Here is a 26,191-nt window from a genome sequence, read left to right as displayed (position 1 = left end):
CCGTGCGGCGAGATTAGGGCAGGTAAGCGTCGCCGTCCATCGCGCCGCAGCACACGGCATTGTGAGCAGTCATCCATTTGCCGCCCTTGCCGCCCGGGTCGCCGCCACGAGGGCCTGCCGTACCTCTCCGGAATTGCCGGCCGGGGCGGCGAAATTGAACCGCCTGACCGCCTCATCGGGGCCGGCGAGGTCGATGCCATCGACATCGACCCCGGTCATTCGCCAGGCGCCCTCCGGGCCGCCGAGCCGTCGCGTCGCAATTGCCGCCAGGGCATCGGCGTGCTCCGCGTTCATATGGTCGAGGATATCGGCGGCCGCTGCCGCGACGGCCGCCAGGGCCGCGGGGTCGGGCAGCAGCGCGGCCAGCGGCAGCCGGATGGCGCGGGCGAAGCCACCGACCAGCAAGGCCCCGCCGGGTCGCAGCCGCCACAGGCTGAAATCCCCGAAACCGGCGTAGAGCGCGGCATAGGGGTGGCGCGCCAGCCAGCGCGCCTTCAGCGCCGGCACCTCCGCCGCGGAGACCTGTTCGGCCAGCCCCGTCAGCGTCACCCGGGGTGCGGTCTGCGGATTGGCGTCCTCGGCGGTGCCGACCACCAGCAGCGCGCAGCGGGGCTCGCGCAGCAGATGGCGGGTGTGTTCGGACAGGGTCGAGAGCAGCAGCAGCGCGCCGAGGTCGGGCGCCATCGCGGGCGTGACCAGGCTTGCGAAGGGCTGGCCGTCGGATTGGGTGGCCAGTGTCGCGCTTGCCGCCCCCCGCAGCAGCCGCCGCGCCTCGGCGCCGGCAGCGATGGGATCGGGGCGGGGAGGGTTCGGCATGTGGGCATCGTCCGGCATGTGATACGGATTTGACAGTGAGTGCCCGCTGTTACGCCACAATCGGGACCCATATGAGAGCGACGGCCGCGTTTCGGCCGCGGAGATCTGCCCCTTGGCCCATACGATCGCCCTCGTCGATGACGACCGCAACATCCTGACCAGCGTCTCCATGACGCTGGAGCAGGAGGGGTTCATCGTCCGCACCTACACCGATGGCGAAAGCGCGTTGCAGGGGTTGCTCGCGCGTCCGGCCGATCTGGCGGTGCTGGACATCAAGATGCCGCGCATGGATGGGATGGAGGTGCTGCAACGCCTGCGCCAGCGCAGCGCGCTGCCGGTCATCTTCCTGACCAGCAAGGATGACGAGCTGGACGAGCTGATGGGCCTGCGCCTCGGCGCGGACGACTACATCACCAAGCCCTTCAGCCAGCGGCTGCTGCTGGAACGCATCCGCGCCCTGCTGCGCCGGAACGAGGCGGGCCGGGCCGAGGCCAATGGCGCGCCCGCCGGCGGCGTGCTGGTGCGGGGCGAGCTGGTGCTGGACGAGACCAAGCACACCTGCACCTGGAAGGGCGCGCAGGTGCAGCTCACCGTCACCGAATTCCTGCTGGTCAAGGCGCTGGCGATGCGGCCGGGCATGGTCAAGAACCGCGACCAGCTGATCGACGCCGCCTATGGCGAGAACATGTATGTCGATGACCGCACCATCGACAGCCATGTGAAGCGCGTGCGCAAGAAGTTCCGCGCCGTGGCGGACGACTTCGCGCAGATCGAGACGCTCTACGGGATCGGGTACCGCTACAAGGAACCGTAAGCCGGCGGCGCCCTCAGTGGAGCCGGCTGTCGCCCGAGGGGCTGTCCAGGCTGAAGGGCGGCACCTCGGCATCGAAGGCCGCGCCTGTCTCCACATCCCGCATCTGGTAGCTGCCGCGCATGAAGCCCGAGGGCGTCTGCAAGGGCGTGCCGGAGGTGTATTCGAAGCGCGCGCCGGGCGGCAGCACCGGCTGTTCGCCGACCACGCCCTCGCCATCCACCTTCAGCGTGCGGCCGCGCCCATCGGTGATGAGCCAGCTGCGACGGCGAAGCTGGAGCGTGCGGGAGGAGAGGTTCTCGATCTCCACCTGATAGGCCCAGACCCACTGGCCTTCGTCAGGCTCGGAGCGGTCCTCAAGGTAGAAGGCCTGGACGGTCACCCGAACGCCTTCGGTGATCGCGGTGAATTGGGTCATCCCTTGTCCTAGGACTCTTGCCGCCCTCCTGTCCATGCGCGCCGCGTCCCTCTCGGCATTGACGCTGCCCGGCGTGGATTGACGGCATCGCCGGGCCGGCGGCACATCGCCGCCATGCCCATCCCGCCCGCCGTGCTGGTGACCCGCCCCGCGCCGGGCGATGCCGCCTCCGCCCGCGCCGTCGAGGCCCTGGGCTGGCGCGCCATCGCCGCCCCCGCGCTGGAGCTGGCACCGCTGCCGCCCACCCCCTGGCCGCGCGCCGCGCAGGCGCTGCTGGTGACCTCGGCCGCCGCGGTGCGGGCGCTGGGGGCGGAGGTTCCGCGCGGCCTGCCGGTCCATGCGGTGGGGGAGGCGACGGCCGCCGCCGCCCGCGCCGCCGGGTTTTCCGAGGTGATGGCGGCGGGTGGCGATGCCGAGGCGCTGGCGTGCCAGGTGGTGGCGGTGCTGGACCCCAAGGCGGGGCCGCTCTGGCTCGCGGTCGGGCGCGGCTATGGGCTTGATCTGGCGCAAACGCTGCGTGCCGCCGGGTTTGCCGTGCTGCGCCGCGTCGTTTACGCTGCCACCACGGCCCGCAGCCTGCCCGAGCCCGCGCGACAGGCCCTGGCGGCCGGCGAGGTGAGGGCGGCCTTGTTCACCTCCCCGCGTGGCGCGGAGGCGATCCTGGGGTTGCTGCGCCAGGGCGGGTATGGCCCCGCCCTCTCCAGGATCGAGGCCGTCGCGATCAGCCCCCGCGTCGCCCTGTCCCTCTCCGGGGTAGCCTGGCGGGGTGTGCGTGTGGCAACCCTTCCCACCGAGGCGTCGTTGCTGTCAGCCCTTGGGCCACCGCCCACCGGGTCGGCTTCCGCGAATGACGCCGGTCAATAAGGAAACGCTGGTGACGACAATCGACGGGAAAGACGGAGAGACACCGATGGCCGACCCCGCGCCCCCGCCCGCCGGCGCCCCCGCCCCCCCGGCCCGGGCCTGGGACCCCGCCATCCTGCCGATCCTGGCCGCGGCCGCGGTGCTGGCGGCGGCGATCGGCTGGCTGATGTTCTCGCCCCGGTCCGAGCCCATGAACCCCGTCACCGACCGGATGGTGGCGCTGGAGCAGCGCGTCGCCGCCGCCGAGACCCGGCTTGCGGCCGACCCCGCGGCGCTGGCGGCGCTTTCCACCCGCGTCGCGGCCGCCGAGGCCGCCGCCCAATCGACCAGTGCCCGCCCCGCCGATTCCGGCGCGGGCGATGCGGTTGCCGCGCTGAACGAGCGGCTTTCGAGCATCGAGACCCTGGCGCGCAGCACCGCGGCCCGCCCCGCCGGCGACCCCGCCGCCGCCGCCGCGATGGTGGAGCGCCTCACCGCCGCGACCAATCGCCTGCAAGGGCTTGAGGCCGCCGACGGCGCTGCCGGCGCCCGCATCGGCCAGATCGCCGACCGCATCGCCGAGGCGGAACGCGCGATCGCCCGGATCGGGGCGCTCGACCAGCGGCTGACGGCGCTGGAGACCTCCGTGCCCGGCCGCATCTCCGCGGTGGAGGCGCAGATCGGCAGCCGCGCCACGGCGCTGGAAAACACCCTCGGCGCCCGGATCGGCGCCGTCGAGGGCACCACATCAAGCCGCGCGACCGAGGCCGAGGCTCAGGCGCGGCAGCGTCTGGCGGCGCTGGAGCAGCGGCTCACCGGCAAGCTCGGGGAGGCCGGTGCCGCGACGGCGCGGCTGGAGGCGCGGGTTGCGCGCCTCGCGCAGGTCGATGGGCTGCGTCTGGCGCTGAACGAGGGGCGGGCGCTGCAACCGGCGCTGGCTGGGCTCGAGTCACCGCCCGCGGCACTCCAGCAGTACGCGACCACCCCGCCGCCGACCGAGGCGGCGCTGCGCCAGCGCTTTGAGGACGCGGCCCGCGCCGCCCGGGCGGCGGCCGATGCGCCCGCGCAGTCCACCAGCCCGCTGGAGGCGGCGACGAGCCGTCTGGCCGGCCTCATCACCATCCGCCGCGGCGAGCAGGTCGTCTGGGGCGATGACAGCGCGGCCGAGCTGGAACGCGCCCGCGTGGCCCTGGCCAGCGGCGACCTGACCGAGGCGCTGGCCCGCGTCGCCGCCCTGCCGGCCCCGGCGCGCACCGCGATGGCGCCCTGGGTCACCGAGGTCGAGGCGCTGCGCGCGGCCCGTGCCGCCCTCGCCACTTTGGCCGGGGGCTGAGCGCATGCGCCGCGCCCTGGGCCTGCTGCTGATCATTGCCGTCGCCCTTGGCCTCGCCTGGGTGCTGGCCCGGCTCGGCGGTTCCGTAGAGGTTCGCGTCGGCGATGTCTGGATCGGCATCAGCCTGCCGATCCTGCTGGTGGGGCTGGTCGTGCTGTTCCTGGTGCTGCACGGGATGCTGCGGCTGGTGGCGGCGCTGCGCGCCTGGCCGGCGCGCCGGCGTGCCCGGCTCGCGCTGGCGGCGCGGGATCGCGGCGATATCGCGGTGACCCGCACCCTGCTGGCGCTGGCCGCCGGCACCGGCGATGTGGCCCGCGCGGAGGCACGCCGGGCGCGGCTGGCACTCGGCGACACGCCGCAGACGCTGCTGCTGGCCGCCGAGGCCGCACGGCTGGATGGGCAGGATGGGGAGGCGACGCTGGCCTTCCGCGCCCTGTCGGAACGCGGCGATGCGCGCTTCCTCGGCCTGCGCGGGCTGTTGCGGCAGGCGATGGCGCGGGGCGACTGGCCTGAGGCGCAGCGCCTGGCGCGTGAGGCCGAGCAGGCCATGCCCGGTGCGGCCTGGCTGCGCGCCGAGCGGGCGGATCTCGCGCTGCGGACCAAGGATTGGGCCGAGGCGCTGGCCTTGGCCCCGCCGGAGACGCCGCGTGCCTCGCTGGCCCTGGCCGCCGCCGCGGTCGAGCCCGACCCGGCCCGTGCCGCGGCGCTGGAGGCCGAGGCCGTCACCGCCGATCCAGGCTTCGTCCCCGCGGTACTGGCCCAGGCGCGGCGCCTGCGTGAGGCGGGCGAGCCCCGGCGTGCCCGCGCCATGCTGGAACGTGCCTGGCAGAAGACGCCGCATCCGGATGTGGCGGCGCTATATCTGGAGGATGAGGCCGATCCGCTGGGCCGGGTGAAGGCGACCGAGCATCTGACGCATGCCGATGCCGAGGGCACCGAGGCCCGGTTGCTGCTGGCGCGCAGCGCGCTGGAGGCCGGGCTGACCGGCCGGGCGCGGGCGCAGTTGGATGCGTTGCTGGCCAAGGGGACGGTGGATCGGCGGGCCTATCTGCTGATGGTCGATCTGGAGCAGCTGGAGCATGGCGAGAGCGCCACCGCGCGGGCGGCCGAGGCCAAATGGCTCCGCGCCGCCGCCACGGCCCCCGCGGCGCCCCGCTGGCGCTGCGCCCATTGCGGCACGCGGCATGACGAATGGGCGCCGGAGTGCTCGGCCTGCGGCACCGTCGGCCGGCTGGAGTGGGAAGGGACGCGCGGTTAGCCGCGCCCCGGAGGTTGCGGCGGCGCGGAGCATGGGCTAATGCGCCGCCTGCCGTGTGGTGCGCCGACGTAGCTCAGCGGTAGAGCAACTGATTCGTAATCAGTAGGTCCCCGGTTCAATCCCGGGCGTCGGCACCAGACATTTCAAGACCTTAGATGCCTTTTGGGCGCGTATTGCCTGCGCCACCAGCGCGTGCGGACCCACAGCGGACCCGCCGGGATCATTTTGGCATCCCGCCGAGCACCTCCAGCACTCGGATGGCCTCGGGCGCCCATTGGTAGAGCACTCCCTTGGTAAGGGAGAGGTCGTTAGGCGGAGAGCCGCACTATACTTCGGCCTCCCGCTCGCACCAGAAGGGCTGTGTCAGCGGTGTACCAGTCTCTCGCGCCACAGTCCGGGTTTTAGCACCACAAAAATCCGCGTACGAAACGATTGATTCGACTCCCCGCGACTTTTTGGAAGGGAATCGCGCGGGTAGATCGGGTGGTATGCATCGATCCAGTTTTTGGACCCTCAGCCGAACCTTCGCTTCACCGGAACGGCCAAGGCAGGTCGAACTACTCTTGCGGCAGCCGGCCCGGGACCACGAGGGCCAGCGCCGAGGCCAGCAGAAACGGCAGCGGGGTCGAGCCCGAGGTGCCGCGCGCTCCGGGCATGGCTCGGGGCGCGCGGCGGAGGGGGGGTGGGCGCGATCAGCCCTGGCGGAAGGGGCGCAGCACCCGCTCGGCATCGGCCTGGGTATCGGCCATCGCCTGCTGCGGCGTCTTGGTGCCGGCCATCATCGCCTGGAGATTGTCGTTCAGCGACTTGTAGACGCGCTGGTTCTCGAAGGTCGAAAGCTCGCCGGTCGCGACCGGAAGCTGCGCCTTGGCGACCAGGGCCGCGGGGAATTCCGCGGTGTGGCGGCGCAGGGCCTCGGTCTCCCAGGCCTCCGGGCGGGTCGCGAGGTAGCCGGTGCGGATGCACCAGTCGGCGGCCAGCTCCGGCGCGGATACGAAGCGGGCGAAGCGCATCGCCGCGGCGCGCTCGGCCGGGCTCGCGTTCTTGAAGACATACATGTTGCCGCCGCCGACCACGGTATGCGGGCTTTCCTTGCCCGGCAGCCCGGCGACGCCGAAGGCGAAGCGGGCATTGGTCCGCATGTTGGTCAGGTTGCCGGTGGTGGACCAGATCGCCGCCGCGGTGCCGTTCAGGAAATCGGGCGCGAGCGTCGCCCAGGCGGTCTGCCCCTGCGGGGTAATGTGGTGGGTGAAGGCCATGTCACGCCAGAAGGTCGCGGCCTCGATGGCGAGCGGATGGGTGAAATAGGTCTCGGTGCCGGCATCGTTCATCAGCTTGTGGCCGAGCTGGTTGGTCAGCGCGCCGAAGGTCCATTGGCCATTGCCGGCGTCATTGGCGAGCTTCACGCCCCAACGGGCGCTGCCTTCGCGCCGGGTCAGCTTCTGGCCGATGGTGACCGCCTCGGCCCAGGTCTTGGGCGGGGCTTCCGGGTCCAGCCCGGCGTCCCGATAGGCCTCCTTGTTGTAGTAGTAGATCGCGGTCGAGCGCTGGAACGGCACCGACCAGGTTTTGCCGGCGGCGCGGCTGTTCGCCATGAAGGCGGGGAAGAAGCCATCGAGCCAGGCGCCGGTGCCGGCGCCGGTGCCGGCTGCCGTGTCGCTGTCCTCGACCGGGGCCAGGATGTCCATGTCGCGCAGGCTGTGCAGCTCGGCCGCCAGCAGCACGGCGAAATGCGGGCCGCTGCCGCCGCGGATGGCGGTGACGGCCTTGGTCAGCGTCTCGCCATAGGTGCCGGCATAGACCGGGTTCACCTTGATGCCGGTCTGCTCCTGGAAGGCCGCGCAATAGCCGTCGATCACGCGCGGGATCGGGCCGCCGACGGCGATCGGGTAATAGAAGGTCAGTTCGCGCACACTCTGCGCGCGGCCGAGGCGGGGGGCGGCGAGCAGAGCGGCGCCGGCCGTGAAGGCGGTGCGGCGGGTGAAACGGGTCATGGCGGGGTCTCCAGGGGCACGGGCCCAGGCGGGTGTGGGGCGCGTGTAGCCTCGGGCCGGGACGCGACGATGACCGTGGCGTTTCGGTGCTGTGACAGATGCCGCCGCCGTGATGGCTCCCCCCGCGCTCGCCGCTTCATGCTATCGGGCGCGCATGACCGAGCCACACCACCGCTGCGCCTGGGCCGAGGGCAGCCCGCTGATGCAGGCCTATCACGACGAGGAATGGGGCGTGCCGCAGCGCGACCCCCGCATGCTGTGGGAGATGCTGATGCTGGAGGGGTTCCAGGCCGGCCTCGCCTGGATCACCGTGCTGCGCAAGCGCGAGGCCTTCCGCGCCGGTTTCGCGGAGTTCGACCCCGAGGCGGTGGCCCGTTTCGACGAGGCGGATATCGCCCGGCTGATGGCCGACCCCGGCATCATCCGCGCCCGCGCCAAGATCCTGGCGACGATCGAGGGCGCGCGGATCTACAACGCGATGGCGGCGCGGGGCGAGAGCTTCAGCGATTTCTGCTGGGGCTTCACCGATGGCAAGGTCATCGATGCCGGCGGCAGCGGGCTGACGCAAAGCCCGCTCTCGGAACGGGTCTCCAAGGAGATGAAGCGCCGCGGCTTCAAATTCGTCGGCCCGACCATCGTCTATGCCTGGTTGCAGGCCGTCGGCATCGTCAACGACCATGCCGCCGGCTGTTTTCGCCGCGGGGCGTAATGCTCAGCCGAGGCGCTTGATGAGCGCCATCGCGGCGGTGGGGTTGGCGACCTTGTTGCCGCTGATGACATAGAGATAGACGTCGCGCGGCCCCTTGGCCGGTGCGAGCGGCGCCAGCCCTTTCGCGGCTTTGCCGGCGGCCCAATCGCGTGCCCGGCCGGCCCATAGGTCGAGGGCCTCCGCAGAATAGCCGAGCGCCTCGCCCTCCTGCGTGCCCATCAGCCGGGCATAGACGAAGGGCGCGGTGATGTCGGCGATCAGCGGGTGGTTCGAATCCCCCGCTATCGCGATGGCGACGCCGTGGCTTCGCGCCAGGGCGACGAACGCCGGCACGCGGAAGCTCTCATGCCGGACCTCGACCACATGCCGCAGCGGCAGGCCGCCGGCCTCCTTGGGCAGGAGCTTGAGGAAGGCCTCGAAATCGACGGGGTCGAAGGGCTTGGTCGGCATGAACTGCCAGTTCACCGGGCCGATCTTGTGTTTCAGCTCCGTCACGCCGCCGGCGAAGAAGCGCGTGATCGTCTCCCCGGCCTCGGCGAGCACCTTGCGGTTGGTCGCGTAGCGTGGCGCCTTCACGGAGAAGACGAAGTCCTCCGGCGTCTCATCATGCCATTTGGCGAAGGTCGCGGGTTTCTGGGCGCCGTAGTAGGTGCCGTTGATCTCGATCGAGGTGAGCCGCCGGCTCGCGTAGTCCAGCTCATGCTTTCGCGGATGGCCTTCGGGGTAGAAGGCGCCGCGCCAGGGCTCATAGGTCCATCCGCCGATGCCGACCCGGATCGTGCCACGCTGCGCCTTGCCCATCCCCGCCTACCCCATCAGCCGTTTCACCCAGGCCAGCTTGTTGCCATAGGGCGGATAGCGCAGCGGCACATCGAGGCGCGGGCTCTGCCGGAACAGGCTGCGCGGATTGCTGAAGGCCTCGAACCCCGCGCGGCCATGCGACCGGCCCTGGCCGCTCGGCCCCACGCCGCCGAAGGGCAGCTCCGCGACGGTCGCCTGCACCAGATGGTCGTTGACGACCAGGGCGCCGGAGCGCGTGCCGCGCCGCACGGCGTCGATGAAGGGCTGCTCGCGGCTGTGCAGATAGACCGCGAGCGGCTCCGGCATCGCGGCCAGCCGGCGCAGCAGATCGGCCTCGTCGCTCCAGGGGAGCAGGGGCAGCACCGGGCCGAAGATCTCCTCCCGCAGCGCGGGCGCCTCGTCTGGGACATCGAGCAGCAGGGTCGGCTGCATATGCAGGGAGGCCGCATCATGCCCGCCGCCATGCGCGACGCTGCCCTGGCGGAGGAAGCCCAGGGCACGCTCGAACTGCCTTGCATGGGCCAGGCGTTGCAGCCCGCGCCCATCCGCGCCGTAGAACGCATCCAGCGTGGTCTTCAGCGCCGCGAGCAGCGCCGGCAGCAGGCTTTCATGCACCAGCACATGGTTGGGGGCGAGGCAGGTCTGCCCGGCATTGAGGAACTTGCCCCAGGCGATGCGCCGCGCCGTCACCACCGGATCGGCCGAGGCATCGACGATGCAGGGGTTGCAGCCGCCAAGCTCCAGGGTGCAGCTCACCAGATTGCGCGCCGCCGCCATCGCCACCGCCCGCCCGACGCGGCCGGAGCCGGTGAAGAAGATGTGGTCCCAGGGCAGGGCGGTCAGCGCCTCGGCCAGGGCGGCATCGCCGGGCAGCACCTGGACCTGCTCCGGGTCGAAATCCGCCAGCATGCGCTGCATCGCGGCCGCGGTCGCGGGGGCAAGCTCGGAGGGCTTCAGCAGCACGGTATTGCCCGCGGCGATGGCATGGACCAGCGGCACCAGGCTGAGCTGCACCGGGTAGTTCCAGGGGCTGAGCACCAGCACGGCGCCGCGCGGCTCCATGGCCAAGGCGGCGCGGGCCGGCCAGTGGAACCAGCCGGTGGCGACGCGCCGGGGCGCGGCCCAGGATTTGAGGTGGCGCAGGGCGTGGCGGATCTCCTGCCGGACGGGGAGGATTTCGCTGGTGTAGGCCTCGAACTCCGGCTTGCCGAGGTCGTCGTGCAGGGCCTGGATCAGCGCGCCCTCGGCGGCGGTCAGGGCGGCGTCGAGGTGGCGCAGGAGGGCGAGGCGCGCGGGGATGGGCCAGGTGGCGCCGGAGGCGAAGCCGGTGCGCAGGGCGGCGAGGGCGGCCGAGGGCTGGGTGGGGGGGGTGCCCATGGCGGGGGGTCCGGGAGGGGGGGGGGGCGTGGTTGGGCCTGATCGGTTCTGGCGGAGCGTACAAGCCAGGGCGCCAATGGTCTCTGGCCAGATAAGACGGGTGCTCTTTGAAAAACCGATCACAGACGAACTGCCTCAGTAAGCCATCTGCTCGCCGAATCACGTTCGGTCGTGTGCAGATTGCTTCCTTTCGGGGTCGGCCTCAGGTGCCGGCAAGCCAAAGTGTCCGCGCTGTCCACCCCATGTCAGGCGTCCACTGAGGTTCTCCTCCGACATTTCCGCCTCGACCGACATGACGTAAATGACGTTCAGAAGCGCCTGAACCGCATCGACGCCGCAAAAACTGCTTCGATGATTGGTGCTGGGGCCTTCCACCGAATAGTCGCAACGCCATGTCTCGCCGTCCGCCTCGAGTACTGGCCGCCCGATGCGCAAATGAAAGGCAGGTTCGCCGTTCACATCGAGAGTCCGTGTCGCAATGACTTCGAAGGCGGGGTGATCACCGAAATTCGACATAATGGCTTACCTCCCAGTCCAAAGCGGCGGAATGTAGCCACCACGAAGACATTGGGCGTACCGCTCGGAGACGCTCGCCCAGCAGGACCGTTTGGCTGTTGGTGCGACCAGTGGTGACCGACAAATGGTATCGTCACGAAGTCTCTGAACCTCGCATGTCTCACGGCGGGCCACCAACTCTGGCCAAGGCCCCTCGGTGTTTGGGGGCCTCCCAACCACTGCGGTCACGCCAGATGCTGCTGGATCGCCACCAGGGGGATCAGCGCGTGTATGTGCCGATACATGCACAGATTTTCCGTCGACTATCCGGACATAGCTGCTGACGTGCACCACGTCGCCGCCGTTGCCGTCCTTCTGTCCAAGTCGCTGAGCGTTCACCTCGCTCCGGTGCGAACCAGCATCAGCGCGGCTTGCAGTGGCCATCGCAAAGGCTCTGAGGGCTTCGCGGCTGGGAACGGCGGACGGGGACAAGGCGGCCACGACATCTCTCCCTTTTCAGAGGTGCGTGGGTAGCATCGCCCGATCAGAAAATCAAGAACAAAAAGAGAACATTCCTATCCGCGTGCAGGTTATCCGATGCTACCGCGATGGTGTTGACGGCGGTTGCGAGTGCCGGAGCGAAACGCCGCGTGCTGCAGCGAAAACTGCGAGCTGGCGGAGGAGGTGCGACCGGATACAAGCCGTCGCTGCCCCCCGGGGGGCGCTTCACGCTCAATCGTATTCAATCTCTACCTTCAGGACCCGCAGCGTGCCAGGGTGGAACGTGCCCTCGTAGCGTTCGCCTCGGTCGTTCGTCCCATGCACCCGGTAGCAGCCATCCCTGGTCCTGATACGGGTCACCCGCCACCCTTGGGCCTCGACCTGCTGCTGTAACGCGGCGCGCGGCTGCCACTCTGCCAGCGGCACGTTGCAACGCTGCTCGGCCATGGCCGCCCCGGTGCCAAGGGCACAGAATGCGAGCGCGATCGCTGGAAGTCGTCGGGTCATGGCATCGCATCCTGTCAGTTGCACGGTAGGATGACAAAGCCATGCCGACCTGACAGCAGCCTGAATGCGGCAGGCTGGAGGTTCAGCTTGCTGTCAGCCGCCGGCGCTATGGCCCGCTGCGGCCGGCGACGCGAAGGACCAAGAGATGCGTGTTCTATTGATCGAGGACGACCCCATCCTGGGTGCCGCGGTGCGCGACCAGATCGCGGCGGACGGTCATACGGTGGACTGGGCGATGCGGCTCGATACCGCCCGCGACTGCGTCAGCACGGTGACCTACGAGCTCATTCTGCTCGACCTGATGCTTCCGGATGGCCGTGGGCTGGACTTCCTCAAGGCGCGCCGAGCCGCGCGTGACGCCACGCCAGTGATCATCCTGACGGCACGCGACCAGATTTCCGATCGCATCGCCGGGCTGAATACCGGGGCGGACGACTACCTCGTCAAGCCTTTCGATCTGGCCGAGCTGTCGGCCCGCATCGGCGCCGTGGCACGGCGGTATGCGGGCAACCCCAATCCGCAGGTCGAGATCGGCGACCTCACCATCGACCTGGCGCAACGCATGATCCAGCGGGCTGGGCAACCGATCGCGCTGACGGCGCGCGAATGGGTGCTGTTCGAGGCCTTCGTGCAACGCCCGCGGGCGCTGCTGTCCAAGGCACAGATGGAGGAACGGCTCTATTCCTTCGATGCCGAGGTCGAGAGCAACACCATCGAGGTCTATATCGGCCGGATCCGAAAGAAGCTCGGCCACGACATCATCGAGACGATCCGCGGCATGGGCTACCGGCTCGGCCAGCCGAAGCGCGCGGCCCCATAGTGGTATCGCGGCCCCAGAGCCTGCAGCGCCGTCTTGGCCTCGGCCTCGCGCTGGGGATGATCCTGCTATGGCTCACGGGCAGCCTCGCGGCCGGCCTGATCCTGCGCGGCGAGATCGATGAGGTCTTCGACAGCGCGTTGCAGGAGGTCGTACAGCGCATCCTGCCCTTGGCCTATAGCGAGATCCTGAACAGCGAACCGCCGGCGGAAGGCGAGAGCCCTATCCAACGATTGCCATCGGTGCTGCCGCATCAGGAGCAGATCACCTACATCGTGCGCGACGGCGACGGCCGCGTCCTGCTGCAATCCCACGACGCCGACCCCGCGGCATTTCCGACGCTGATGACACCAGGGTTCCAGGACGTGCGCGACCTGCGCCTGTACACCGAGGCTGCGGTGCGGGGCACGCTGTTCGTCACCGCCGCGGAGCCGATCAGCCATCGACGCCAGGCTGTCATCGAAGCGGTCGGCATGCTGCTGTGGCCACTGGCGCTGCTGCTGCCGTTGAGCCAACTCGGCGTCTGGGCGCTGGTCCGCTTCACCCTGCGACCGGTCCTGGCCTTCCGGGATGAGATCGAGGCGCGCGGCCGTGGCGACCTGTCGCCAGTGAATGCGACCGCCCTGCCTGCAGAACTGGCTCCCGTCGCGGCCTCCGTCAATCGGCTGATCGCGCGGCTGCAGCGCGCGCTCGAGGCAGAGCGCGGCTTCACCGCCAGCAGCGCCCATGAACTGCGGACACCCGTCGCGGCGGCTCTGGCGCAGACCCAGCGGCTGATTGCCGAAGTGCCAGAGGGCGCTCCGCGCGAACGCGCCCGGACCGTGGAGGCCGCGCTGCGGCAATTGGCGCGCTTGTCGGAGAAACTGCTGCAACTGGCCAAGGCCGAAGGCGCCGGGCTGCTGGCCGAGGCACCACAGGATCTGGCGCAGGTCCTGGGCTTTGTCCTGGACGAGTTCAGGGATGATCCGGGTTTTTCTGCCCGCGTCACCACGTCGCTGCCGGCGACCGGCGTTCTGCTGTCAGGCATGGACGCCGATGCCTTCGCCATCCTGGCACGCAACCTCATCGAGAATGCGCTGAAGCATGGCGCCGCCGATCAGCCGGTATCGGTCGGGTTGAGCGAAGACGGCCTCCTGCGGGTTTCCAACAGCGGCGCCGTGATCGAGGCGGAGGCGATGGCCCGCCTCAAGCGCCCCTTCGAGCGGGGGGCCACCCGGGCGACCGGCTCCGGCCTCGGGCTGGCGATCGCCGAGGCGATCGCGGCTGGAGCAGGCACGAGCCTGGAGCTGTCATCACCCGTGCCAGGTCGATCATCGGGTTTCGAGGCACGCGTGCGGCTTCCCCGGATCTTCGCGTCACGCTGAACCGCAGATGAACGGATAGGCCGTTCAGGTTCAGGCCAGCGTCAGCCTGGGCGTCCATCTCTCCCGCATCGCAGCCCCTGCGGGAGAAACCCGATGAACAAGATCGTCGCCACACTCGGCCTCGCGGCCACCCTCGCTTTCCCGGCCCTGGCCTTCGCACCAGCAGCCGAGGCACGCAGCGTCACGCTGACCACGCAGCTTCGTCCCTATGGCGGCAACGGCGCGTATCTCGCGATCTATCTGGTCGATGCGCAGGGCCGCTTCCACTCCACGCTGCGTGTCGCGGGGGGCAAGGCCAAATACCACACCCACCTGCGCGACTGGGCGCGTGGCCGTGCCACGGAAACCGCGCGCATCGATGGCATCACCGGCGCCAGCGTCGGCAGCGGCCAGACGCTTCGCGTCACGGTCGACATCGCCGATGCGCTGATCGATGCGGGGTATCAGATCAAGGTCGATACCGCGGTCGAGGATGGGCGGGACAACCCGGGCGAGATCACCGCGCCGCTGACCAGCGCCGCCAGCGCCGCCAGCGGCCGCGCCGTGTCCGGACGCGGCTATGTCGCGTCCTTCAAGTTCGACATGTGACGACGAGCCCGGATCGCTGACATGCTCCGCCGCCTCCATTCCCTGCCGGGCCTTTTCGCCGCGCTGCTGATTGCGGCTCTCGCGGTGACGGGTGCCTTCCTTGCGTTTGACTCGATCATCGAGCGCAGCGGCGCCACGGTTCCCGCGACGGGTCAGGTCACCGTGGCCGCCCTCGCCGAGGCCGTGCAACTGCGGCATCCGGAGGTGGAGCGGATTGTCAGGACGGCCTCCGGCTCGGTCATCGCCACCTACTTCGAGGCGGACCTGCCGGGCGCCGAACGGGTCGATCCGCTCACCGGCCAGGCCCTGGGGCCGCATCAGCCTTCGAACCTGACCCGCACCATCACCAACCTGCATCGCTCCTTCCTGATGGGCGACGCGGGACATGTGGCGGCAGGGCTGGGGGCGGCGGCGATGCTGGTGCTGTGCATCTCAGGCGCCATGTTGCTGATGGCGCGGCTCGGCGGTTGGGGGGCGATCCTGCGGCCCAGCCGCGGCACGCTCTCCCAACGCCTGCATTGCGAGCTCGGCCGCTTCGCGCTGATCGGCCTCACGCTGTCGGCCCTGACCGGATGCTGGATGTGTCTGGCAACCTTTGGCGTGCTCCCCGATGGCACGGCGGTCGATGCCGCTGCGCTCGTGCAGCCGAGCGGCGGTGCCCGGCTTCCGCCGGGGCAGTTGGCGGCCTTGCAGGCGGTCGATCTGTCGGAGCTGCGCGAACTCACCTTTCCCTACGGCAGCGACCTGGCCGATGGCTACACACTGACCACGGCTCAGGGTCTCGGCCATATCGATGCCGCGACCGGGCAGATGCTCGACTTCACGCCAAACGATCTGGCGCGGCAGGTGCACGAGACGATCATCATGCTGCACACCGGGCGCGGCGTGTGGCCGCTGGCACTGCTGCTCGGGCTGGCCGCGCTGACCGCGCCGGTCCTGGCTGGCGCTGGTGGCGTGATCTGGTGGCGCCGCCGCGCCGCGCTGCCGAAGATCCGCCAGAACGTTGGCGCGCAATCCGCCGACACGATCATCCTTGTCGGCAGCGAGGGCAACAGCACCTGGGGCTTCGCCGTCACGCTGCACGCGGCGCTGACCAAGGCCGGGCATCGCGTGCATGCCGCGCCGATGAACAGCCTGGCGCCGCGCTATGCCAAGGCGGAGCGCCTGCTGATCCTGACCGCGACCTATGGTGATGGTGACGCACCGGCCTCCGCCCGGCTGTTCCAGCAGCGACTGGAGCGGAGCGGTACCGTGATGCCCGTCGCGGTGCTCGGCTTTGGTGACCGCAGCTTTCCGCAGTTCTGCGGCTTTGCCGAGGAGGTCGCGGCAGCGCTCCGCGCCAAGGGCTGGCCCATGCTGCTCGACACATGGCTGGTCGACCGGCAATCGGCGCAGGATTTTGCCGCCTGGGGTGATGCGCTCGGCAATGCGATCGGCACCAGCCTGGCATTGGCCCATGTCGCTGCGCGCCCCAGGACCACCGCGCTGGAACTGTCCGGGCGCGTGGAGTACGGCGCGGAATCGCAGACGCCCACCGCCATTCTGAGCTTTGTGCTGCCTGCCGCCGGCGGTTTCTGGCAGCGTCGCACCCTGCCGCGCTTCGAGGCCGGCGACCTTGTCGGCATCCTTGCACCCGGCGCTGACCTGCCGCGCTTCTACTCGCTCGCCTCCGCCTCGACCGATGGCGTGTTGGAGATCTGCGTCCGCAAGCAGCCGGGCGGCGTGTGCTCGGGCTTCCTGCACGAGTTGCAGCCAGGAGGGCGGATCGAGGCCTTCATCCGCCCGAACCCGAGCTTTCGGCCTGGTCGCGGCAAGGCGCCGGTGATCCTGATCGGTGCCGGCACCGGGATCGGCCCGCTGGCGGGCTTCATTCGCCACAATGCCAGGCACCGGCCGATGCACCTCTACTGGGGTGGCCGGCATCCCAGCTCGGACTTTCTCTATGGGCCCCAGTTGTCTCAATACGCGGCCGATGGGCGCCTGACGCGGCTGAACACCGCCTTCTCCCGCGTGCCTGGCGGCGGCTACGTGCAGGATCGGCTGGCGGCGGATGCGGCGGCGCTGCGCGACCTGGTCCAGCACGGCGCACAGGTGATGGTCTGCGGCGGGCGCGACATGGCGGGCGGGGTGGCCCGGGCTTTCGCGACGATCCTGCAGCCGTTGGGCCTCGACCTTGCAACGCTGAAATCGGAGGGCCGCTACCGTGAAGACATCTACTGACGCCGCGCCGGTCGTGCGGCACGCGCTGAACGGCCCGACCATGGGAACACGCTATGCCGCTGTGTTCTTCGCGCCGGAAGGCATGGCGACCGATGCGCTGGCCGCTTCGCTGTTCGAAGCCGTCGATCGCGTGGATCGGCAGATGTCCACATGGAAGCCGGAGTCCGATCTCAACCGCCTGAACGCGGCGCCGGTCGGTGACTGGGTGACGATCCCGGGCGAGTTGATGCGTGTGCTGGCTGAGGCGTTGAAGATCGGCCGGGCCACCGGCGGCGCCTTCGATATCGGTGTGGGGGCGCTGGTGGCGGCCTGGGGCTTTGGGCCAGGCGGCCGGCAGCCGGACCAAAGCCTCATCGCGGCCTCATCCGCACTGCCGCGCGCTGCCACCACGGAGGCTTTGCGACTGGATGTTGGGGGGGATCGCGTCCGGAAGATGGCGCCGCTGTGCCTGGACCTGTCGGGCATCGCCAAGGGCTTCGGCGTCGACGAGATGGCACGGGTGATGGACGCGTTCGGTATTGGCTCCTGGCTGGTCGGCATCGATGGCGAGATGCGCGCGCGGGGCCTGAAGCCGGATGGCGCGCCCTGGGCGGTGGCGCATGAGCGTCCGGATCGGCACAGCCGCGAGGCGATGGGTGTGATCGAGCTGACCGACATGGCCGTCGCGACCTCCGGCAACTACCGCCATTGGGTGGAAGTGGAAGGCAAGCTGCTGTCGCACACCATGGATCCAGCGACGAGAGAACCGATCGACAATGGGATCGCTTCCGTCTCCGTGCTGGCGGCCGAATGCATGGCGGCCGATGCCTGGGCGACGGCGTTCATGGTGCTGGGTGTGGAAGCGGCCAGCAAGCTCGCGGCCGCATCCGGGATGGGCACGATCTTCGTGTTCAACGACGGGACGGTCAGATCCACGATCTGATCCATTCTCGGCGGTGGCCGCGCCGTTAAACCACCGTGCCGAACAGCGCACCGATGCCGGCCGTCAATGCCATCGCCAGCGCCCCCCAGAATGTCACGCGCGCCGTGGCGCGCGGCACATTGGCGCCGCCCGCCTGGGCGCCAATGGCACCCAGCAACGCCAGAAAGGCGAGCGAGGCGCCGGAGACGACCCAGACGAGCAGATCGGCCGGCGCGACGACAACCATCAGCAGGGGCATGGCCGCGCCGACCGCGAAGGTCGCGGCAGACGTCAGTGCCGCCTGGATTGGCCGCGCGGTGGTGATCTCGGACATCCCGAGTTCATCCTGCGCATGGGCCCCCAGCGCATCCTTGGCCATCAGTTGTTCGGCGACCTGAAGGGCCAACCCGCGCTCGACGCCGCGGCGGACATAGATATCGGCCAGTTCCTCCTGCTCGAAGGCGGGGTTGTCCCGCAGCTCCTGGGCTTCCCGGGCGAGGTCGGCCTGTTCTGTGTCGGATTGGGAGCTGACCGAGACATACTCGCCAGCCGCCATCGACATCGCACCTGCGACCAGCCCGGCCACCCCGGCGATCAGGATGTCGCTCGGCGTCGCCGCAGCGGCCGCGACGCCGACGATCAGGCTGGCGGTTGAGACGATGCCATCATTCGCCCCCAGCACCGCCGCCCGCAGCCAGCCGATGCGCGAGACGAGATGACGTTCAGGGTGCAGGTGTGGGCGTGGCATGGGACTTTCCTCTTAACAACGGCATCGCCGGTGGAGAATGGGAGGTGCCGCTTCGCGCGTCTTTCGGCATCAGGATGCACGATCCGGCGCAACTCCACGGGGTTTGGGCGCCGCGATGAACAGCATGAAGCGCGCCAGCGGGCGCTTGAACAGAAACAGGTAGGCGACATGAAGCCCGACGATCATCATGAGGAAGTTCGACAGTCCCTCATGCAATTCGCCGACGATGCCGTCCTCCCGCTCTCCACCTCGGGCTTCTGCGTCTCGGCTGCGTTCACGGCTGTCATCCCGCGCCTGCGCCTCGGTCGCGGCGACGCTGGTTACCATACCGAGCGTTCCGCCGCGATCCATGGCGATCCAGTGGCCGTGGCCAGGATCAGGCAGGCGGCAATGCCGGCCAACAGCGTCTTGCTGATGGCTGGGTGGGTCAAGGCGTTGCCGAGCGTCAGCCCGTCGAACTGCGGGCAGAACCGTGACAGGCCCAGTTGCCGAAGGCCTGAGAGAGCAGCGACGAGCCGGCCTCCGATGATGCCCGCGATCGCGTAGCCGAGCACTGTGTGGATCGTGCCCAATTCGCCTGTCAGAAAGGCGGCAATGACCAGAAGGCCAAGAACCGCGCGATAGGCCCGCAGGCCCTGCATGATGCACATCATGATCCTTGCGCGGCAGCCGGGAGGTGCCGCATCAAGGTAGGCTACTTCTTCGTCGCGGCCGATGTCCTTGCGGGACATCAAGCTTCCAGCGTGAGGGGGCAGGGAAATGGCGCTCGCAGCCATCGCACCGAAGGCCCTGGATGACTTCGCCTATGCGATCATCGCCAATTCCCCGGATGATTTCGCGACCCAGATCGCCGCCGATATCGCGACCTTCCGCGGCATCATCCAGCAGGCTGACATAAGGATCGAATAGCCGCGGGGCCGAAGGCGCCGGCCTGTCGGGCTGCGAAGATCTCGGCCTCGGACAGGCCGAGTTCGTGCAGGATCTCCTCGCCATGCTCGCCGACCTCGGGCGGGCGGCGGCGTACACTGGCGGGTGTCGCGGTCAGGGTGAAGGGCGGCGCCACGCTGCGCATCGTCGCACCCTGCCGCTCGAATTCCAGCACGCCGCCGATGGCTTCGAGCTGTGGATGGTCGGCGGCCTCCGCCACGCTGTTCACCTTGGCGACATTCACGCGCGCGGCGCCGAGGCGGCGCACGATCTCCTCAGCCGCCAGCCCGCGGGTCACCTCGCTCAGCACCGCCACCAGTTTTCCCCGGTGGATGCGGCGGTCCAGCGCCCCCGCAAATTCCGGCAGGTCCAGCCGCGCCGGGTCCAACGCCTGGGCAAGGCGGCGCCACATGTCGTCGCTCGGCGCGATGATGACGACATCGCCATCGGCCGCCGGAAACACCTGGTTGGGCACGCTGAGGTGATTGGCCGTCCCCATCCGCTGGTGCCGCGTGCCGGCCAGCCACCAGTCGGTGTAGAAATAGCTCATCAGATGCGCCGAGGATTGCAGCAGCGAGGAGGTGACTTTCTGGCCCTCCCCGCTCTGCGCGCGGTGCAGCAGTGCTGCCAGGATCGCGCAGACCATGCCGAGGCTGCCATGCAGGTCGATCCCCGCGGTGCCGACCCGCACCGGTGGCCGGTCGGGCTCCCCCGTCAGTTCCATCAGCCCGCTATGCGCCTGCAAGGCCACGTCATTGGCGCCGAAATCGCGCATCGGCCCGGTCTCGCCATAGGCGGAGAAGCCGCAATGGATCAGCCGCGGGTTTTGGGCGCGCAGATCCTCCCAGCCGAGGCCCCATTTCTCCATCGTGCCGGGCCGGAAATTATGTACCAGAACATCGGCCGAAAGCGCGAGGCGCCGCGCCATTGCAAGCCCCGCCGGTGATTTCAGATCCAGAGCGATGCTACGCTTGTTGCGGTTGAGGGCCAGGAAGGAAGGGCTCGCGCCGAACCGCGCCAGGGTCTCGGCATTGGCGCCGAAGCCGCGGGCCTCGTCGCCGCGGCCGGGTTCCTCGATCTTGATCACCTCGGCGCCGAGGTCGCCCAGCACCTGCGTTGCCGCCGGCCCGGCAAAGACCCGGCTGAAATCCACCACCCGCAGACCATCGAGCACCCCCGCCATGGCCGGCTCAGCCCCGCGGCAAGGTGACGGCGGCGCTGCCGAAGGTCAGCACCTTGCCGGCATCATCCTCGGCCCAGACCTTCAGGGTCAGGCGGCGGCGCGCCTCGGGCAGTTCGGCGACCGCCTCGACGCGCAGCACCGTCGTCACCGGCACATCTTCATAGACGGGGGCGATGAACTTGGTGGTCAGCGCGCCGGGATCCTCCAGCACCGCGGGGCCGAAGGCGCGCAGCATCAGATCGAGGATCCAATTGGTCGAGACCATGCCATCGGCGATGATGCCGGGCAGGCCCTGCCCCAGCGCGTAGTCGTCATCGTCGTGGATGGTCGGGCCGCCGCGATGGATGCGGCCGTCATTGGCCTCCACCGTCGGCAGGGCATCGACATACCAGCGCATGCGCTCGCGCGTCATGATGCGGGGGGCGGAGCGGATTTCCTGGCCGGGGAGCAGGTCCATCTCAGGCAGCGTCCTTGGCGGCTTCACGGTAGGAAAGGCAGATGGTGTCACGGTATTCGACCAAAAGACGGCCCTCGGCCTTGGTCCGCAAGGTGATGTCCATGTCCATGTACTCGCGCTCCCGCTTCAGGTAGCGGCGGCTGACCAGGCCTTGGACCAGCAGCGTCTGGCCCGCCCGCACCGGTGCGTGCCACCGCGCGTCAAAGCAGTAGTGCACCCGCGCATTGGGGCCGCAGCCCTCCGGGCAGTACAGCGTGTAGAGGCGCAGCTTCTCCAGGTGCACCATGCTCGGCGGGACGATCGGCTGCGGATCATCCTGGAAGCAAGGCTGGTGCAGCTCGGTCGCGTGGCAGTATTCCCGCACCATGAAGGGGCTGATGACGACCTCGACCGGGCCGAGAATTTCGCCCTGTTCCAGGTCGCTGGTGTAGCGTCCGGTGGCCATGCTCAGTCCTCCTTGAAGACGGGTTTGCGTTTCTCGACGAAGGCGCGCTGGGCTTCCCGCGCATCCTCGGTATGGGACAGCTCCTCGCTGATCGTCTGCTCGAAGCGGTAGGCGTCGCGATAGGGCATGCTGTCCACGACGTTGAAGGAGCGCTTGGCCTGGCGCATCGCCACCGGGCTCTTGGCCGCGATCTCGCGGGCGATCTGCATGGCCGTGGGCAGCAAGGCCTCGCGCGGGACCACCGCCTCGACCATGCCCAGCCGATACAGCTCCTCGGCCGGGATGCGGCGGCCGGTGAAGAACATCAGCCGGGACCGCGACCGGCTGAAGTGCTCCGACAGGAACTTGGCGCCGCCGGCCAGGCCGACATCCAGCTCCGGCATCTGCACAAAACTGCCCTCGGTCGCGAGCAGGATGTCGCAGGACATCATCAGCGCGAAGCCGGCGCCGATTGCCGGGCCATTGGCGGCGCAGATCACCGGCTTCAGGCAATCCATCGGCGCGTAGAAGAATTCCCGCGTCAGCCGGTTGTGGCGGATGTAGTCGCCGGCGTCCTGTGCCAGCCCGATGCGTTCCTTGATGTCGGCACCGGCGGAGAAGGTGGCCCCGGACCCCGTCAGCACGATGCAGCGCACGTCCTTGCGGTCGCTGCAGCTGTCCAGCAGCCAGGTCAGCTCCTCCCGCAGCCGGCGATTCTGCGCATTCACCGGCGGCCGGTCGAGGGTGATGACGGCAATGCCCTCGGCGAGGTCAAAGCGAAGACTGGTGAGATCCATCGCCGCTCAATCCACCTTCACGCCGGCGATCTCGATGACGCGGCGCCATTTGACCCGGCCGTCATCGATGATCTTGGCCAGCTCCTCCGGTGTGCCACCGGAGGCGGCCATGCCCATCTCGCGGAAGCGCTGGCGGATGCGCGGCAGGCGCAGCACCTCGTTGAAGGCGGCGTTGAATGTCTGGACGATCGGCGCGGGCAGCCCGGCGGGTCCCACCATGTAGAGCAAGGTCGTGCCCTCATACCCCGGCAGGGTTTCGGCGATCGCCGGGATTTCGGGGTAATCCTCCATCCGCTGCGCGGTCGAGATGCCGAGCAGCCGCAACTGCCCCGCCCGTACCGCCGGCATCATCACGGCAAAGCTGTCGAGCGTGACCTCGACGCGCCCTGCGGTGAGGTCGATCAGCGCCTGGCCGGAGCTGCGATAGGGCACATGCACCATATGCGTGCCGCTCATGTTCATGAACAGCTCGGCGGCGAGGTGGCTGGAGGAGCCGGAGCCGGTGGAGGAGAAACTCAGCTTGTCCGGATTGGCCCGCGCATAGGCGATGAACTCGGCGACATTGGTGACCGGCAGCGAGGGATGCACGACCAGGATGTTCGGCAGTTGCGCGATATGCACGATCGGCGTGAAGCCGTGCTCGGGATCATAGGGCAGGCTCGGGTAGAGGTAGGGGTTGGTCATCTGCACCCCCGGCGTGCAGATCAGGATGGTATAGCCGTCCGGCGGCTGCTGCGCGGTATAGGCGGCGCCGATCGAGGCGGCCTGGCCGGGCCGGTTCTCGATGATCAGCGGCTGGCCGAGGCGCTGCGTCAGCTCATCGGCGAGCAGCCGCGCGACGATGTCCGAACCGCCGCCCGGGGAGAAAGGCACGACAAAGCGGATCGGCCGGCTGGGCCAGGCCGGCTGCGCCCTGACGGCGGCGGGGACAAAGGCCGCCGTGACGCCGGCGGCGAGCAGGGATCGGCGTGGAACCGGCATGATGCGTATCTCTCCCATCCTTGGGGATCGGCGCCGCCGTCCCACATCCCGGCTACCAGCGCCACGAGGGGCGGAGAACATCCGGCGCGCGACCAGCAACCTTGCGCCCAGTGAAAGGATGCGCTTGTCACAACCCGCCTCCTGCCGCTTCATGCGCGGTCGGGGAGGGGAAGCGGTGGATACGCTGCGGGCGATGCGTGTGTTCCAGACGGTGGTGCAGAGCGGGAGCCTGTCCTCCGCCGGCCGTCAGCTTGGCCTGTCTGCACCATCGGTGACGCGGCAGATCCAGGCACTGGAAGAAGATCTCGGCGCGCGGCTGTTCAACCGCACCAGCCGCCGGCTGGCGCTGACCGAGGCAGGGGAGCTGTACCATCGCCAGGTCGAGCAGGTGCTGCAGCAGATCGAGGACGCCCGGGCCTCGGTCGCCAACCTCCAGACCGTGCCGCGCGGCATGCTGCGGGTACATACGCGGGTGCTGGTCGGCATGCGCTTCATCGTGCCAGCGCTACCGCACTTCCTTGCGGCCAATCCGGAGGTGAGCGTCGATCTGCTGATGTCGAATTTCGCCGTGGATCTCGTGGATCGGCATGTCGATGTGGACATACGCATCGGGCAGCTGGCGGATTCCAGCCTCATCGCGCGCAAGCTCGCCAGCTCCGAACGCATCGTCTGCGCCGCCCCCGCCTATCTCGCGCGCCATGCCGCACCGGTGGGTCCGGCCGATCTGGCGCGGCACAACTGCCTGACCTATCGCCTCAACCTCGGGCGCCCGGTCTGGCGCTTCCTCGATGCCGCGGGGGCGCTGACCGAGGTTTCGGTCACCGGAAACATGCAGTCGGACAGCGGCCCTGCCCTGGTCGCCGCGGCCGTGTCCGGACTTGGGCTGGCACTGCTTCCGGACTGGTCGGTCCTGGATGAATTGCGCGAGGGCCGCCTGATACGCCTGTTCCCCGAACACCGCGCCAGCCACATGGAATTCGAGAACGGCGTCTATGCCGTCTATCTCGACAGCCGGCGCATGCCGACGAAGCTTCGGGTCTTCCTTGATTTTCTGGCAGAGGCGTTTCGCACCCGGCTGGGGCCAATTGATCCGCCACCGCGCGGATGATGTTTCGTTTGACGTAAGGATGCCGTGTCTGGGACCGGCATTCCCATCACCCAATGCAGCCCATAGGTTTTCTCAAAATGCCTGGCGGACGGTTCCGCACGGGCGGTTGGGAGGAATGCGATGGACATGCCGGGTCGTAGAGGAGCCATTCAGCTTGTTGCCTGCGGATTTGCCGCTGCGGCCATCCCGGCGCCCGCCCGCGCGCAGACCAGGGCCTGGCCGGACCGGCCGATACGCTTTGTCGTGCCCTATCCGCCCGGCGGATCCACGGATCCGGTCGCCCGGCTGCTTGCGCAGGATCTGCTGACGCGGCTGGGCCAGCCGGTCATCGTCGAGAACCGGGCAGGGGCCGCGGGCTCGATCGGCACCGAAGCCGTGGCCCATGCCGCGCCGGATGGCGCGACATTCCTGTTCCACACCTCGGTCCTGGCGACCGAGCCAAGCTTCAAGACCGGCCTACCCTACGATGTGCAGAAGGATCTGGTGCCGATCTCGCTGGTCGCGACGGGTCCCTATCTGCTGGTGGTCAATCCAAGCTTGCCGATCCACAGCGTCGCCGAGCTGATCGCCTTCACCCGTGCCAATCCCGGCAAGGTGAATTTCGGCTCCGCCGGCGTCGGCTCCTCGGGGCATCTGATGGGTGAGCGCTTCGCGCTGCGGGCGGGGGCGCAGATGGTGCATATCCCCTATCGCGGTGCCGGGCCTTCGATCAACGCGCTGATCCAGAACGAGATCCAATTCATCTTCGACACCATCCCGGGCTCCCGCGGCCTGGTCGAGGATGGCCGGTTGCGGGCGCTGGCGGTGACCGGGGCGGAGCGCGCGCCGCTGCTGCCGGATGTGCCCACCATCGGGGAGAGCGGGTTGCCCGATTTCGCCACCGAATTCTGGCTGGGCCTGCTGGGGCCGGCGGGGCTGCCGGAGGCGATCCGCACGCGCATGGCGGATGCGGTGCGGGAGGCCCTGGCCGAACCGACGGTGCGCGAGCGTCTGCTGCAGCTCGGCCTGGTCGTGCATGGCTCCACCCCGGCAGAGTTCCAGGCCGTGCTGCAGCGCGACATCGCCGAGTGGCGCGACGTCATCCAGCGCGCCCATATCCAGGCGGAGTGATGCCTTCCGTTGCCATGGGGCTGGGCGGCGTCATGCGATCACGCCCTCGGCCGCCAGCCTGCCGATCTCCGCGCTATCCAGGCCGAGGATCTTGCCGAAGACATAGGCGTGGTCCGCGCCGAGGAGCGGTGCATTCCCGGGAATGTGTGCCGGCGTGTCCGACAGCGTCCATGACGTGCGGTAGAGAAACGCATCGCCAAAGATGGGGCGCAGACAGGCTGCCCGGATGCCCCGCGCGCAGCAGCCCGAGGAAGTTCAGCCGGCTCTTGCTCGTAGTGGTGCCGAACCAGGTAAAGTCCTGATTGCCGATCTGGGTGCAGACCCCGTTCGCCCCGGCGTGGCGCGCCCCGGTGTCGTCGACCGAGATCCAGGGCGCCGTCTCCAGCCCGGCCCATAGCACGTCGCGGGCCTCGGTGATGAAGCCGTCCTGGCCGGCGATCAGCAGCCGCGCCACCGTCACCTGGCCCTGGTGGTACTGCGCCAGCACGAAGCGCCGCAGTTCCGGCCCGAAATGGCCTACCACGCCCGCCGGCAGCGGCGCGGTGATGCTCTGCCCCTCCGGCGTCAGCCAGCGTTCCCGCCGCAGCCGCAGCACATGCGCCCGCAGCACCAGCTCCTGCACCACGAAGCTCTGGTAGCCCTTGAAGCGCGAACCCGCCGGCACCGTGGCCTGGATCACCCGATCCTCGTGGATAGTCCGCCG

General features: G+C 69.3%; 29 protein-coding genes and 1 tRNA gene. 14 read left to right on the top strand and 16 right to left on the bottom strand.

The annotated features are described in order from the left end of the window. Positions 1–69: 69 nt before the first annotated feature. Entirely contained in the window at positions 70–816 is a 747-nt protein-coding gene (locus C8P66_RS01615; protein WP_111396376.1) for a HugZ family pyridoxamine 5'-phosphate oxidase, read from the bottom strand. A gap of 112 nt (positions 817–928) precedes the next feature. On the opposite strand from C8P66_RS01615, the gene C8P66_RS01610 reads away from it, so the two are divergent. Then, on the top strand, positions 929–1,630 hold the full coding sequence (locus C8P66_RS01610) for a response regulator transcription factor (protein WP_111396375.1): 702 nt from the start codon (positions 929–931) through the stop codon (positions 1,628–1,630). Positions 1,631–1,643: 13 nt separating this feature from the next. Here C8P66_RS01610 and apaG read toward each other — a convergent pair whose 3' ends face one another. Further along, positions 1,644–2,045, bottom strand: a complete 402-nt coding sequence (gene apaG, locus C8P66_RS01605; protein WP_111396374.1) for a Co2+/Mg2+ efflux protein ApaG — start codon at positions 2,043–2,045, stop codon at positions 1,644–1,646. Positions 2,046–2,159: 114 nt separating this feature from the next. Between apaG and C8P66_RS01600 the strand changes: the two genes are divergently transcribed. The 4 genes from C8P66_RS01600 (at position 2,160) to C8P66_RS01585 (ending at position 5,616) form a co-directional block, all read left to right on the top strand. Beyond that, positions 2,160–2,909, top strand: a complete 750-nt coding sequence (locus C8P66_RS01600; RefSeq protein WP_111396373.1) for a uroporphyrinogen-III synthase — start codon at positions 2,160–2,162, stop codon at positions 2,907–2,909. 46 nt (positions 2,910–2,955) lie between these two features. Further along, positions 2,956–4,221 (top strand): hypothetical protein, encoded by a 1,266-nt coding sequence (locus C8P66_RS23450; RefSeq protein ID WP_146422656.1) that lies wholly within the window; start codon positions 2,956–2,958, stop codon positions 4,219–4,221. 4 nt (positions 4,222–4,225) lie between these two features. Beyond that, positions 4,226–5,479 (top strand): heme biosynthesis HemY N-terminal domain-containing protein, encoded by a 1,254-nt coding sequence (locus tag C8P66_RS01590; protein ID WP_111396372.1) that lies wholly within the window; start codon positions 4,226–4,228, stop codon positions 5,477–5,479. Between the two features lie 62 nt (positions 5,480–5,541). Further along, a tRNA-Thr gene (locus C8P66_RS01585) sits at positions 5,542–5,616 on the top strand. A 555-nt stretch (positions 5,617–6,171) separates the two neighbouring features. Here C8P66_RS01585 and C8P66_RS01580 read toward each other — a convergent pair. Further along, on the bottom strand, positions 6,172–7,473 hold the full coding sequence (locus C8P66_RS01580) for an ABC transporter substrate-binding protein (protein ID WP_111396371.1): 1,302 nt from the start codon (positions 7,471–7,473) through the stop codon (positions 6,172–6,174). Between the two features lie 154 nt (positions 7,474–7,627). Here C8P66_RS01580 and C8P66_RS01575 point away from each other — a divergent pair, with 154 nt between their 5' ends. Next, positions 7,628–8,182 carry a DNA-3-methyladenine glycosylase I gene (locus C8P66_RS01575; protein ID WP_111396370.1) on the top strand — a complete coding sequence of 185 codons (555 nt, stop codon included), beginning with the start codon at positions 7,628–7,630 and terminating at the stop codon, positions 8,180–8,182. A 3-nt stretch (positions 8,183–8,185) separates the two neighbouring features. Here C8P66_RS01575 and C8P66_RS01570 read toward each other — a convergent pair whose 3' ends face one another. The 4 genes from C8P66_RS01570 to C8P66_RS01560 form a co-directional block, all read right to left on the bottom strand. Beyond that, positions 8,186–8,983 (bottom strand): DUF72 domain-containing protein, encoded by a 798-nt coding sequence (locus C8P66_RS01570; protein ID WP_111396369.1) that lies wholly within the window; start codon positions 8,981–8,983, stop codon positions 8,186–8,188. A gap of 6 nt (positions 8,984–8,989) precedes the next feature. Further along, on the bottom strand, positions 8,990–10,360 hold the full coding sequence (locus C8P66_RS01565) for an aldehyde dehydrogenase family protein (RefSeq protein WP_111396368.1): 1,371 nt from the start codon (positions 10,358–10,360) through the stop codon (positions 8,990–8,992). Between the two features lie 159 nt (positions 10,361–10,519). Continuing rightward, positions 10,520–10,876, bottom strand: coding sequence for a DUF6968 family protein (locus C8P66_RS23445; protein ID WP_146422654.1), 357 nt, complete (start codon positions 10,874–10,876; stop codon positions 10,520–10,522). A gap of 711 nt (positions 10,877–11,587) precedes the next feature. Further along, entirely contained in the window at positions 11,588–11,863 is a 276-nt protein-coding gene (locus C8P66_RS01560) for a PepSY domain-containing protein (protein WP_111396367.1), read from the bottom strand. A gap of 145 nt (positions 11,864–12,008) precedes the next feature. On the opposite strand from C8P66_RS01560, the gene C8P66_RS01555 reads away from it, so the two are divergent. The 5 genes from C8P66_RS01555 (at position 12,009) to C8P66_RS01535 (ending at position 17,774) form a co-directional block, all read left to right on the top strand. Then, on the top strand, positions 12,009–12,683 hold the full coding sequence (locus C8P66_RS01555; protein ID WP_111396366.1) for a response regulator transcription factor: 675 nt from the start codon (positions 12,009–12,011) through the stop codon (positions 12,681–12,683). 56 nt (positions 12,684–12,739) lie between these two features. Then, positions 12,740–14,044, top strand: a complete 1,305-nt coding sequence (locus tag C8P66_RS01550) for a sensor histidine kinase (RefSeq protein ID WP_111396365.1) — start codon at positions 12,740–12,742, stop codon at positions 14,042–14,044. Between the two features lie 93 nt (positions 14,045–14,137). Beyond that, entirely contained in the window at positions 14,138–14,632 is a 495-nt protein-coding gene (locus tag C8P66_RS01545) for a DUF2271 domain-containing protein (RefSeq protein WP_111396364.1), read from the top strand. Between the two features lie 21 nt (positions 14,633–14,653). Beyond that, positions 14,654–16,852, top strand: coding sequence for a PepSY domain-containing protein (locus C8P66_RS01540; protein WP_111396363.1), 2,199 nt, complete (start codon positions 14,654–14,656; stop codon positions 16,850–16,852). A 13-nt stretch (positions 16,853–16,865) separates the two neighbouring features. Continuing rightward, positions 16,866–17,774, top strand: coding sequence for an FAD:protein FMN transferase (locus C8P66_RS01535; RefSeq protein ID WP_211313991.1), 909 nt, complete (start codon positions 16,866–16,868; stop codon positions 17,772–17,774). A 25-nt stretch (positions 17,775–17,799) separates the two neighbouring features. On the opposite strand, the gene C8P66_RS01530 is transcribed toward C8P66_RS01535, so the two are convergent. The 3 genes from C8P66_RS01530 to C8P66_RS01525 form a co-directional block, all read right to left on the bottom strand. Further along, entirely contained in the window at positions 17,800–18,501 is a 702-nt protein-coding gene (locus C8P66_RS01530) for a VIT1/CCC1 transporter family protein (RefSeq protein ID WP_111396362.1), read from the bottom strand. Positions 18,502–18,570: 69 nt separating this feature from the next. Beyond that, complete coding sequence (locus C8P66_RS23440; RefSeq protein ID WP_146422652.1) at positions 18,571–18,828, bottom strand: hypothetical protein; 258 nt, start codon at positions 18,826–18,828, stop codon at positions 18,571–18,573. Then, on the bottom strand, positions 18,822–19,232 hold the full coding sequence (locus C8P66_RS01525) for a hypothetical protein (protein ID WP_146422650.1): 411 nt from the start codon (positions 19,230–19,232) through the stop codon (positions 18,822–18,824). The genes C8P66_RS23440 and C8P66_RS01525 overlap by 7 nt, the downstream gene beginning before the upstream one ends. 28 nt (positions 19,233–19,260) lie before the next feature. Here C8P66_RS01525 and C8P66_RS23720 point away from each other — a divergent pair, with 28 nt between their 5' ends. Beyond that, positions 19,261–19,410, top strand: a complete 150-nt coding sequence (locus C8P66_RS23720; protein ID WP_158537058.1) for a hypothetical protein — start codon at positions 19,261–19,263, stop codon at positions 19,408–19,410. On the opposite strand, the gene C8P66_RS01520 is transcribed toward C8P66_RS23720, so the two are convergent. From C8P66_RS01520 to C8P66_RS01500, 5 genes are read right to left on the bottom strand one after another with little or no spacing between them, the layout of a single operon-like run. After that, the gene (locus C8P66_RS01520; RefSeq protein ID WP_111396360.1) at positions 19,379–20,611 is read right to left on the bottom strand and encodes a CaiB/BaiF CoA transferase family protein; all 1,233 of its coding nucleotides are present in this window, start codon (positions 20,609–20,611) and stop codon (positions 19,379–19,381) included. The genes C8P66_RS23720 and C8P66_RS01520 overlap by 32 nt on opposite strands. 7 nt (positions 20,612–20,618) lie before the next feature. After that, positions 20,619–21,068 (bottom strand): MaoC family dehydratase, encoded by a 450-nt coding sequence (locus C8P66_RS01515; protein ID WP_245903146.1) that lies wholly within the window; start codon positions 21,066–21,068, stop codon positions 20,619–20,621. A gap of 1 nt (position 21,069) precedes the next feature. Beyond that, positions 21,070–21,513 (bottom strand): hypothetical protein, encoded by a 444-nt coding sequence (locus C8P66_RS01510; protein WP_111396359.1) that lies wholly within the window; start codon positions 21,511–21,513, stop codon positions 21,070–21,072. A 2-nt stretch (positions 21,514–21,515) separates the two neighbouring features. After that, entirely contained in the window at positions 21,516–22,289 is a 774-nt protein-coding gene (locus C8P66_RS01505) for an enoyl-CoA hydratase/isomerase family protein (RefSeq protein WP_111396358.1), read from the bottom strand. A gap of 6 nt (positions 22,290–22,295) precedes the next feature. Beyond that, complete coding sequence (locus tag C8P66_RS01500) at positions 22,296–23,270, bottom strand: Bug family tripartite tricarboxylate transporter substrate binding protein (protein ID WP_158537057.1); 975 nt, start codon at positions 23,268–23,270, stop codon at positions 22,296–22,298. 175 nt (positions 23,271–23,445) lie between these two features. Here C8P66_RS01500 and C8P66_RS01495 point away from each other — a divergent pair, with 175 nt between their 5' ends. Beyond that, the gene (locus tag C8P66_RS01495) at positions 23,446–24,378 is read left to right on the top strand and encodes a LysR family transcriptional regulator (RefSeq protein WP_245903145.1); all 933 of its coding nucleotides are present in this window, start codon (positions 23,446–23,448) and stop codon (positions 24,376–24,378) included. 126 nt (positions 24,379–24,504) lie between these two features. Further along, positions 24,505–25,488 (top strand): Bug family tripartite tricarboxylate transporter substrate binding protein, encoded by a 984-nt coding sequence (locus C8P66_RS01490; RefSeq protein ID WP_158537056.1) that lies wholly within the window; start codon positions 24,505–24,507, stop codon positions 25,486–25,488. Between the two features lie 73 nt (positions 25,489–25,561). Here the strand turns inward: C8P66_RS01490 and C8P66_RS01485 are convergent, their stop codons facing one another. Next, complete coding sequence (locus C8P66_RS01485) at positions 25,562–26,167, bottom strand: hypothetical protein (RefSeq protein WP_146422648.1); 606 nt, start codon at positions 26,165–26,167, stop codon at positions 25,562–25,564. Positions 26,168–26,191: the final 24 nt, after the last annotated feature.

The organism is Humitalea rosea, from assembly GCF_003253705.1.
GTDB classification, from domain to species: Bacteria; Pseudomonadota; Alphaproteobacteria; order Acetobacterales; family Acetobacteraceae; genus Humitalea; species Humitalea rosea.
Note: the sequence above shows the minus strand (reverse complement) of the source record. Positions and strands in the feature narration are given on the sequence as shown.

What these genes read in the sequence shown, in the direction of transcription:
- C8P66_RS01590 (WP_111396372.1), top strand. Translation starts at nt 4,226, where the DNA reads ATGCGCCGCGCCCTGGGCCTGCTGCTGATCATTGCCGTCGCCCTTGGC.
- C8P66_RS01500 (WP_158537057.1), bottom strand. Translation starts at nt 23,270, where the DNA reads ATGCCGGTTCCACGCCGATCCCTGCTCGCCGCCGGCGTCACGGCGGCC.
- C8P66_RS01615 (WP_111396376.1), bottom strand. Translation starts at nt 816, where the DNA reads ATGCCGAACCCTCCCCGCCCCGATCCCATCGCTGCCGGCGCCGAGGCG.
- C8P66_RS01530 (WP_111396362.1), bottom strand. Translation starts at nt 18,501, where the DNA reads ATGCCACGCCCACACCTGCACCCTGAACGTCATCTCGTCTCGCGCATC.
- C8P66_RS23440 (WP_146422652.1), bottom strand. Translation starts at nt 18,828, where the DNA reads ATGGTAACCAGCGTCGCCGCGACCGAGGCGCAGGCGCGGGATGACAGC.
- C8P66_RS01600 (WP_111396373.1), top strand. Translation starts at nt 2,160, where the DNA reads ATGCCCATCCCGCCCGCCGTGCTGGTGACCCGCCCCGCGCCGGGCGAT.
- C8P66_RS01540 (WP_111396363.1), top strand. Translation starts at nt 14,654, where the DNA reads ATGCTCCGCCGCCTCCATTCCCTGCCGGGCCTTTTCGCCGCGCTGCTG.
- C8P66_RS23450 (WP_146422656.1), top strand. Translation starts at nt 2,956, where the DNA reads ATGGCCGACCCCGCGCCCCCGCCCGCCGGCGCCCCCGCCCCCCCGGCC.
- C8P66_RS01505 (WP_111396358.1), bottom strand. Translation starts at nt 22,289, where the DNA reads ATGGATCTCACCAGTCTTCGCTTTGACCTCGCCGAGGGCATTGCCGTC.
- C8P66_RS23720 (WP_158537058.1), top strand. Translation starts at nt 19,261, where the DNA reads ATGGCGCTCGCAGCCATCGCACCGAAGGCCCTGGATGACTTCGCCTAT.
- C8P66_RS01565 (WP_111396368.1), bottom strand. Translation starts at nt 10,360, where the DNA reads ATGGGCACCCCCCCCACCCAGCCCTCGGCCGCCCTCGCCGCCCTGCGC.
- C8P66_RS01510 (WP_111396359.1), bottom strand. Translation starts at nt 21,513, where the DNA reads ATGGCCACCGGACGCTACACCAGCGACCTGGAACAGGGCGAAATTCTC.
- C8P66_RS01525 (WP_146422650.1), bottom strand. Translation starts at nt 19,232, where the DNA reads ATGTCCCGCAAGGACATCGGCCGCGACGAAGAAGTAGCCTACCTTGAT.
- C8P66_RS23445 (WP_146422654.1), bottom strand. Translation starts at nt 10,876, where the DNA reads ATGTCGAATTTCGGTGATCACCCCGCCTTCGAAGTCATTGCGACACGG.
- apaG (WP_111396374.1), bottom strand. Translation starts at nt 2,045, where the DNA reads ATGACCCAATTCACCGCGATCACCGAAGGCGTTCGGGTGACCGTCCAG.
- C8P66_RS01550 (WP_111396365.1), top strand. Translation starts at nt 12,740, where the DNA reads ATGATCCTGCTATGGCTCACGGGCAGCCTCGCGGCCGGCCTGATCCTG.
- C8P66_RS01490 (WP_158537056.1), top strand. Translation starts at nt 24,505, where the DNA reads ATGCCGGGTCGTAGAGGAGCCATTCAGCTTGTTGCCTGCGGATTTGCC.
- C8P66_RS01545 (WP_111396364.1), top strand. Translation starts at nt 14,138, where the DNA reads ATGAACAAGATCGTCGCCACACTCGGCCTCGCGGCCACCCTCGCTTTC.
- C8P66_RS01515 (WP_245903146.1), bottom strand. Translation starts at nt 21,068, where the DNA reads ATGGACCTGCTCCCCGGCCAGGAAATCCGCTCCGCCCCCCGCATCATG.
- C8P66_RS01580 (WP_111396371.1), bottom strand. Translation starts at nt 7,473, where the DNA reads ATGACCCGTTTCACCCGCCGCACCGCCTTCACGGCCGGCGCCGCTCTG.
- C8P66_RS01570 (WP_111396369.1), bottom strand. Translation starts at nt 8,983, where the DNA reads ATGGGCAAGGCGCAGCGTGGCACGATCCGGGTCGGCATCGGCGGATGG.
- C8P66_RS01575 (WP_111396370.1), top strand. Translation starts at nt 7,628, where the DNA reads ATGACCGAGCCACACCACCGCTGCGCCTGGGCCGAGGGCAGCCCGCTG.
- C8P66_RS01560 (WP_111396367.1), bottom strand. Translation starts at nt 11,863, where the DNA reads ATGACCCGACGACTTCCAGCGATCGCGCTCGCATTCTGTGCCCTTGGC.
- C8P66_RS01520 (WP_111396360.1), bottom strand. Translation starts at nt 20,611, where the DNA reads ATGGCGGGGGTGCTCGATGGTCTGCGGGTGGTGGATTTCAGCCGGGTC.
- C8P66_RS01555 (WP_111396366.1), top strand. Translation starts at nt 12,009, where the DNA reads ATGCGTGTTCTATTGATCGAGGACGACCCCATCCTGGGTGCCGCGGTG.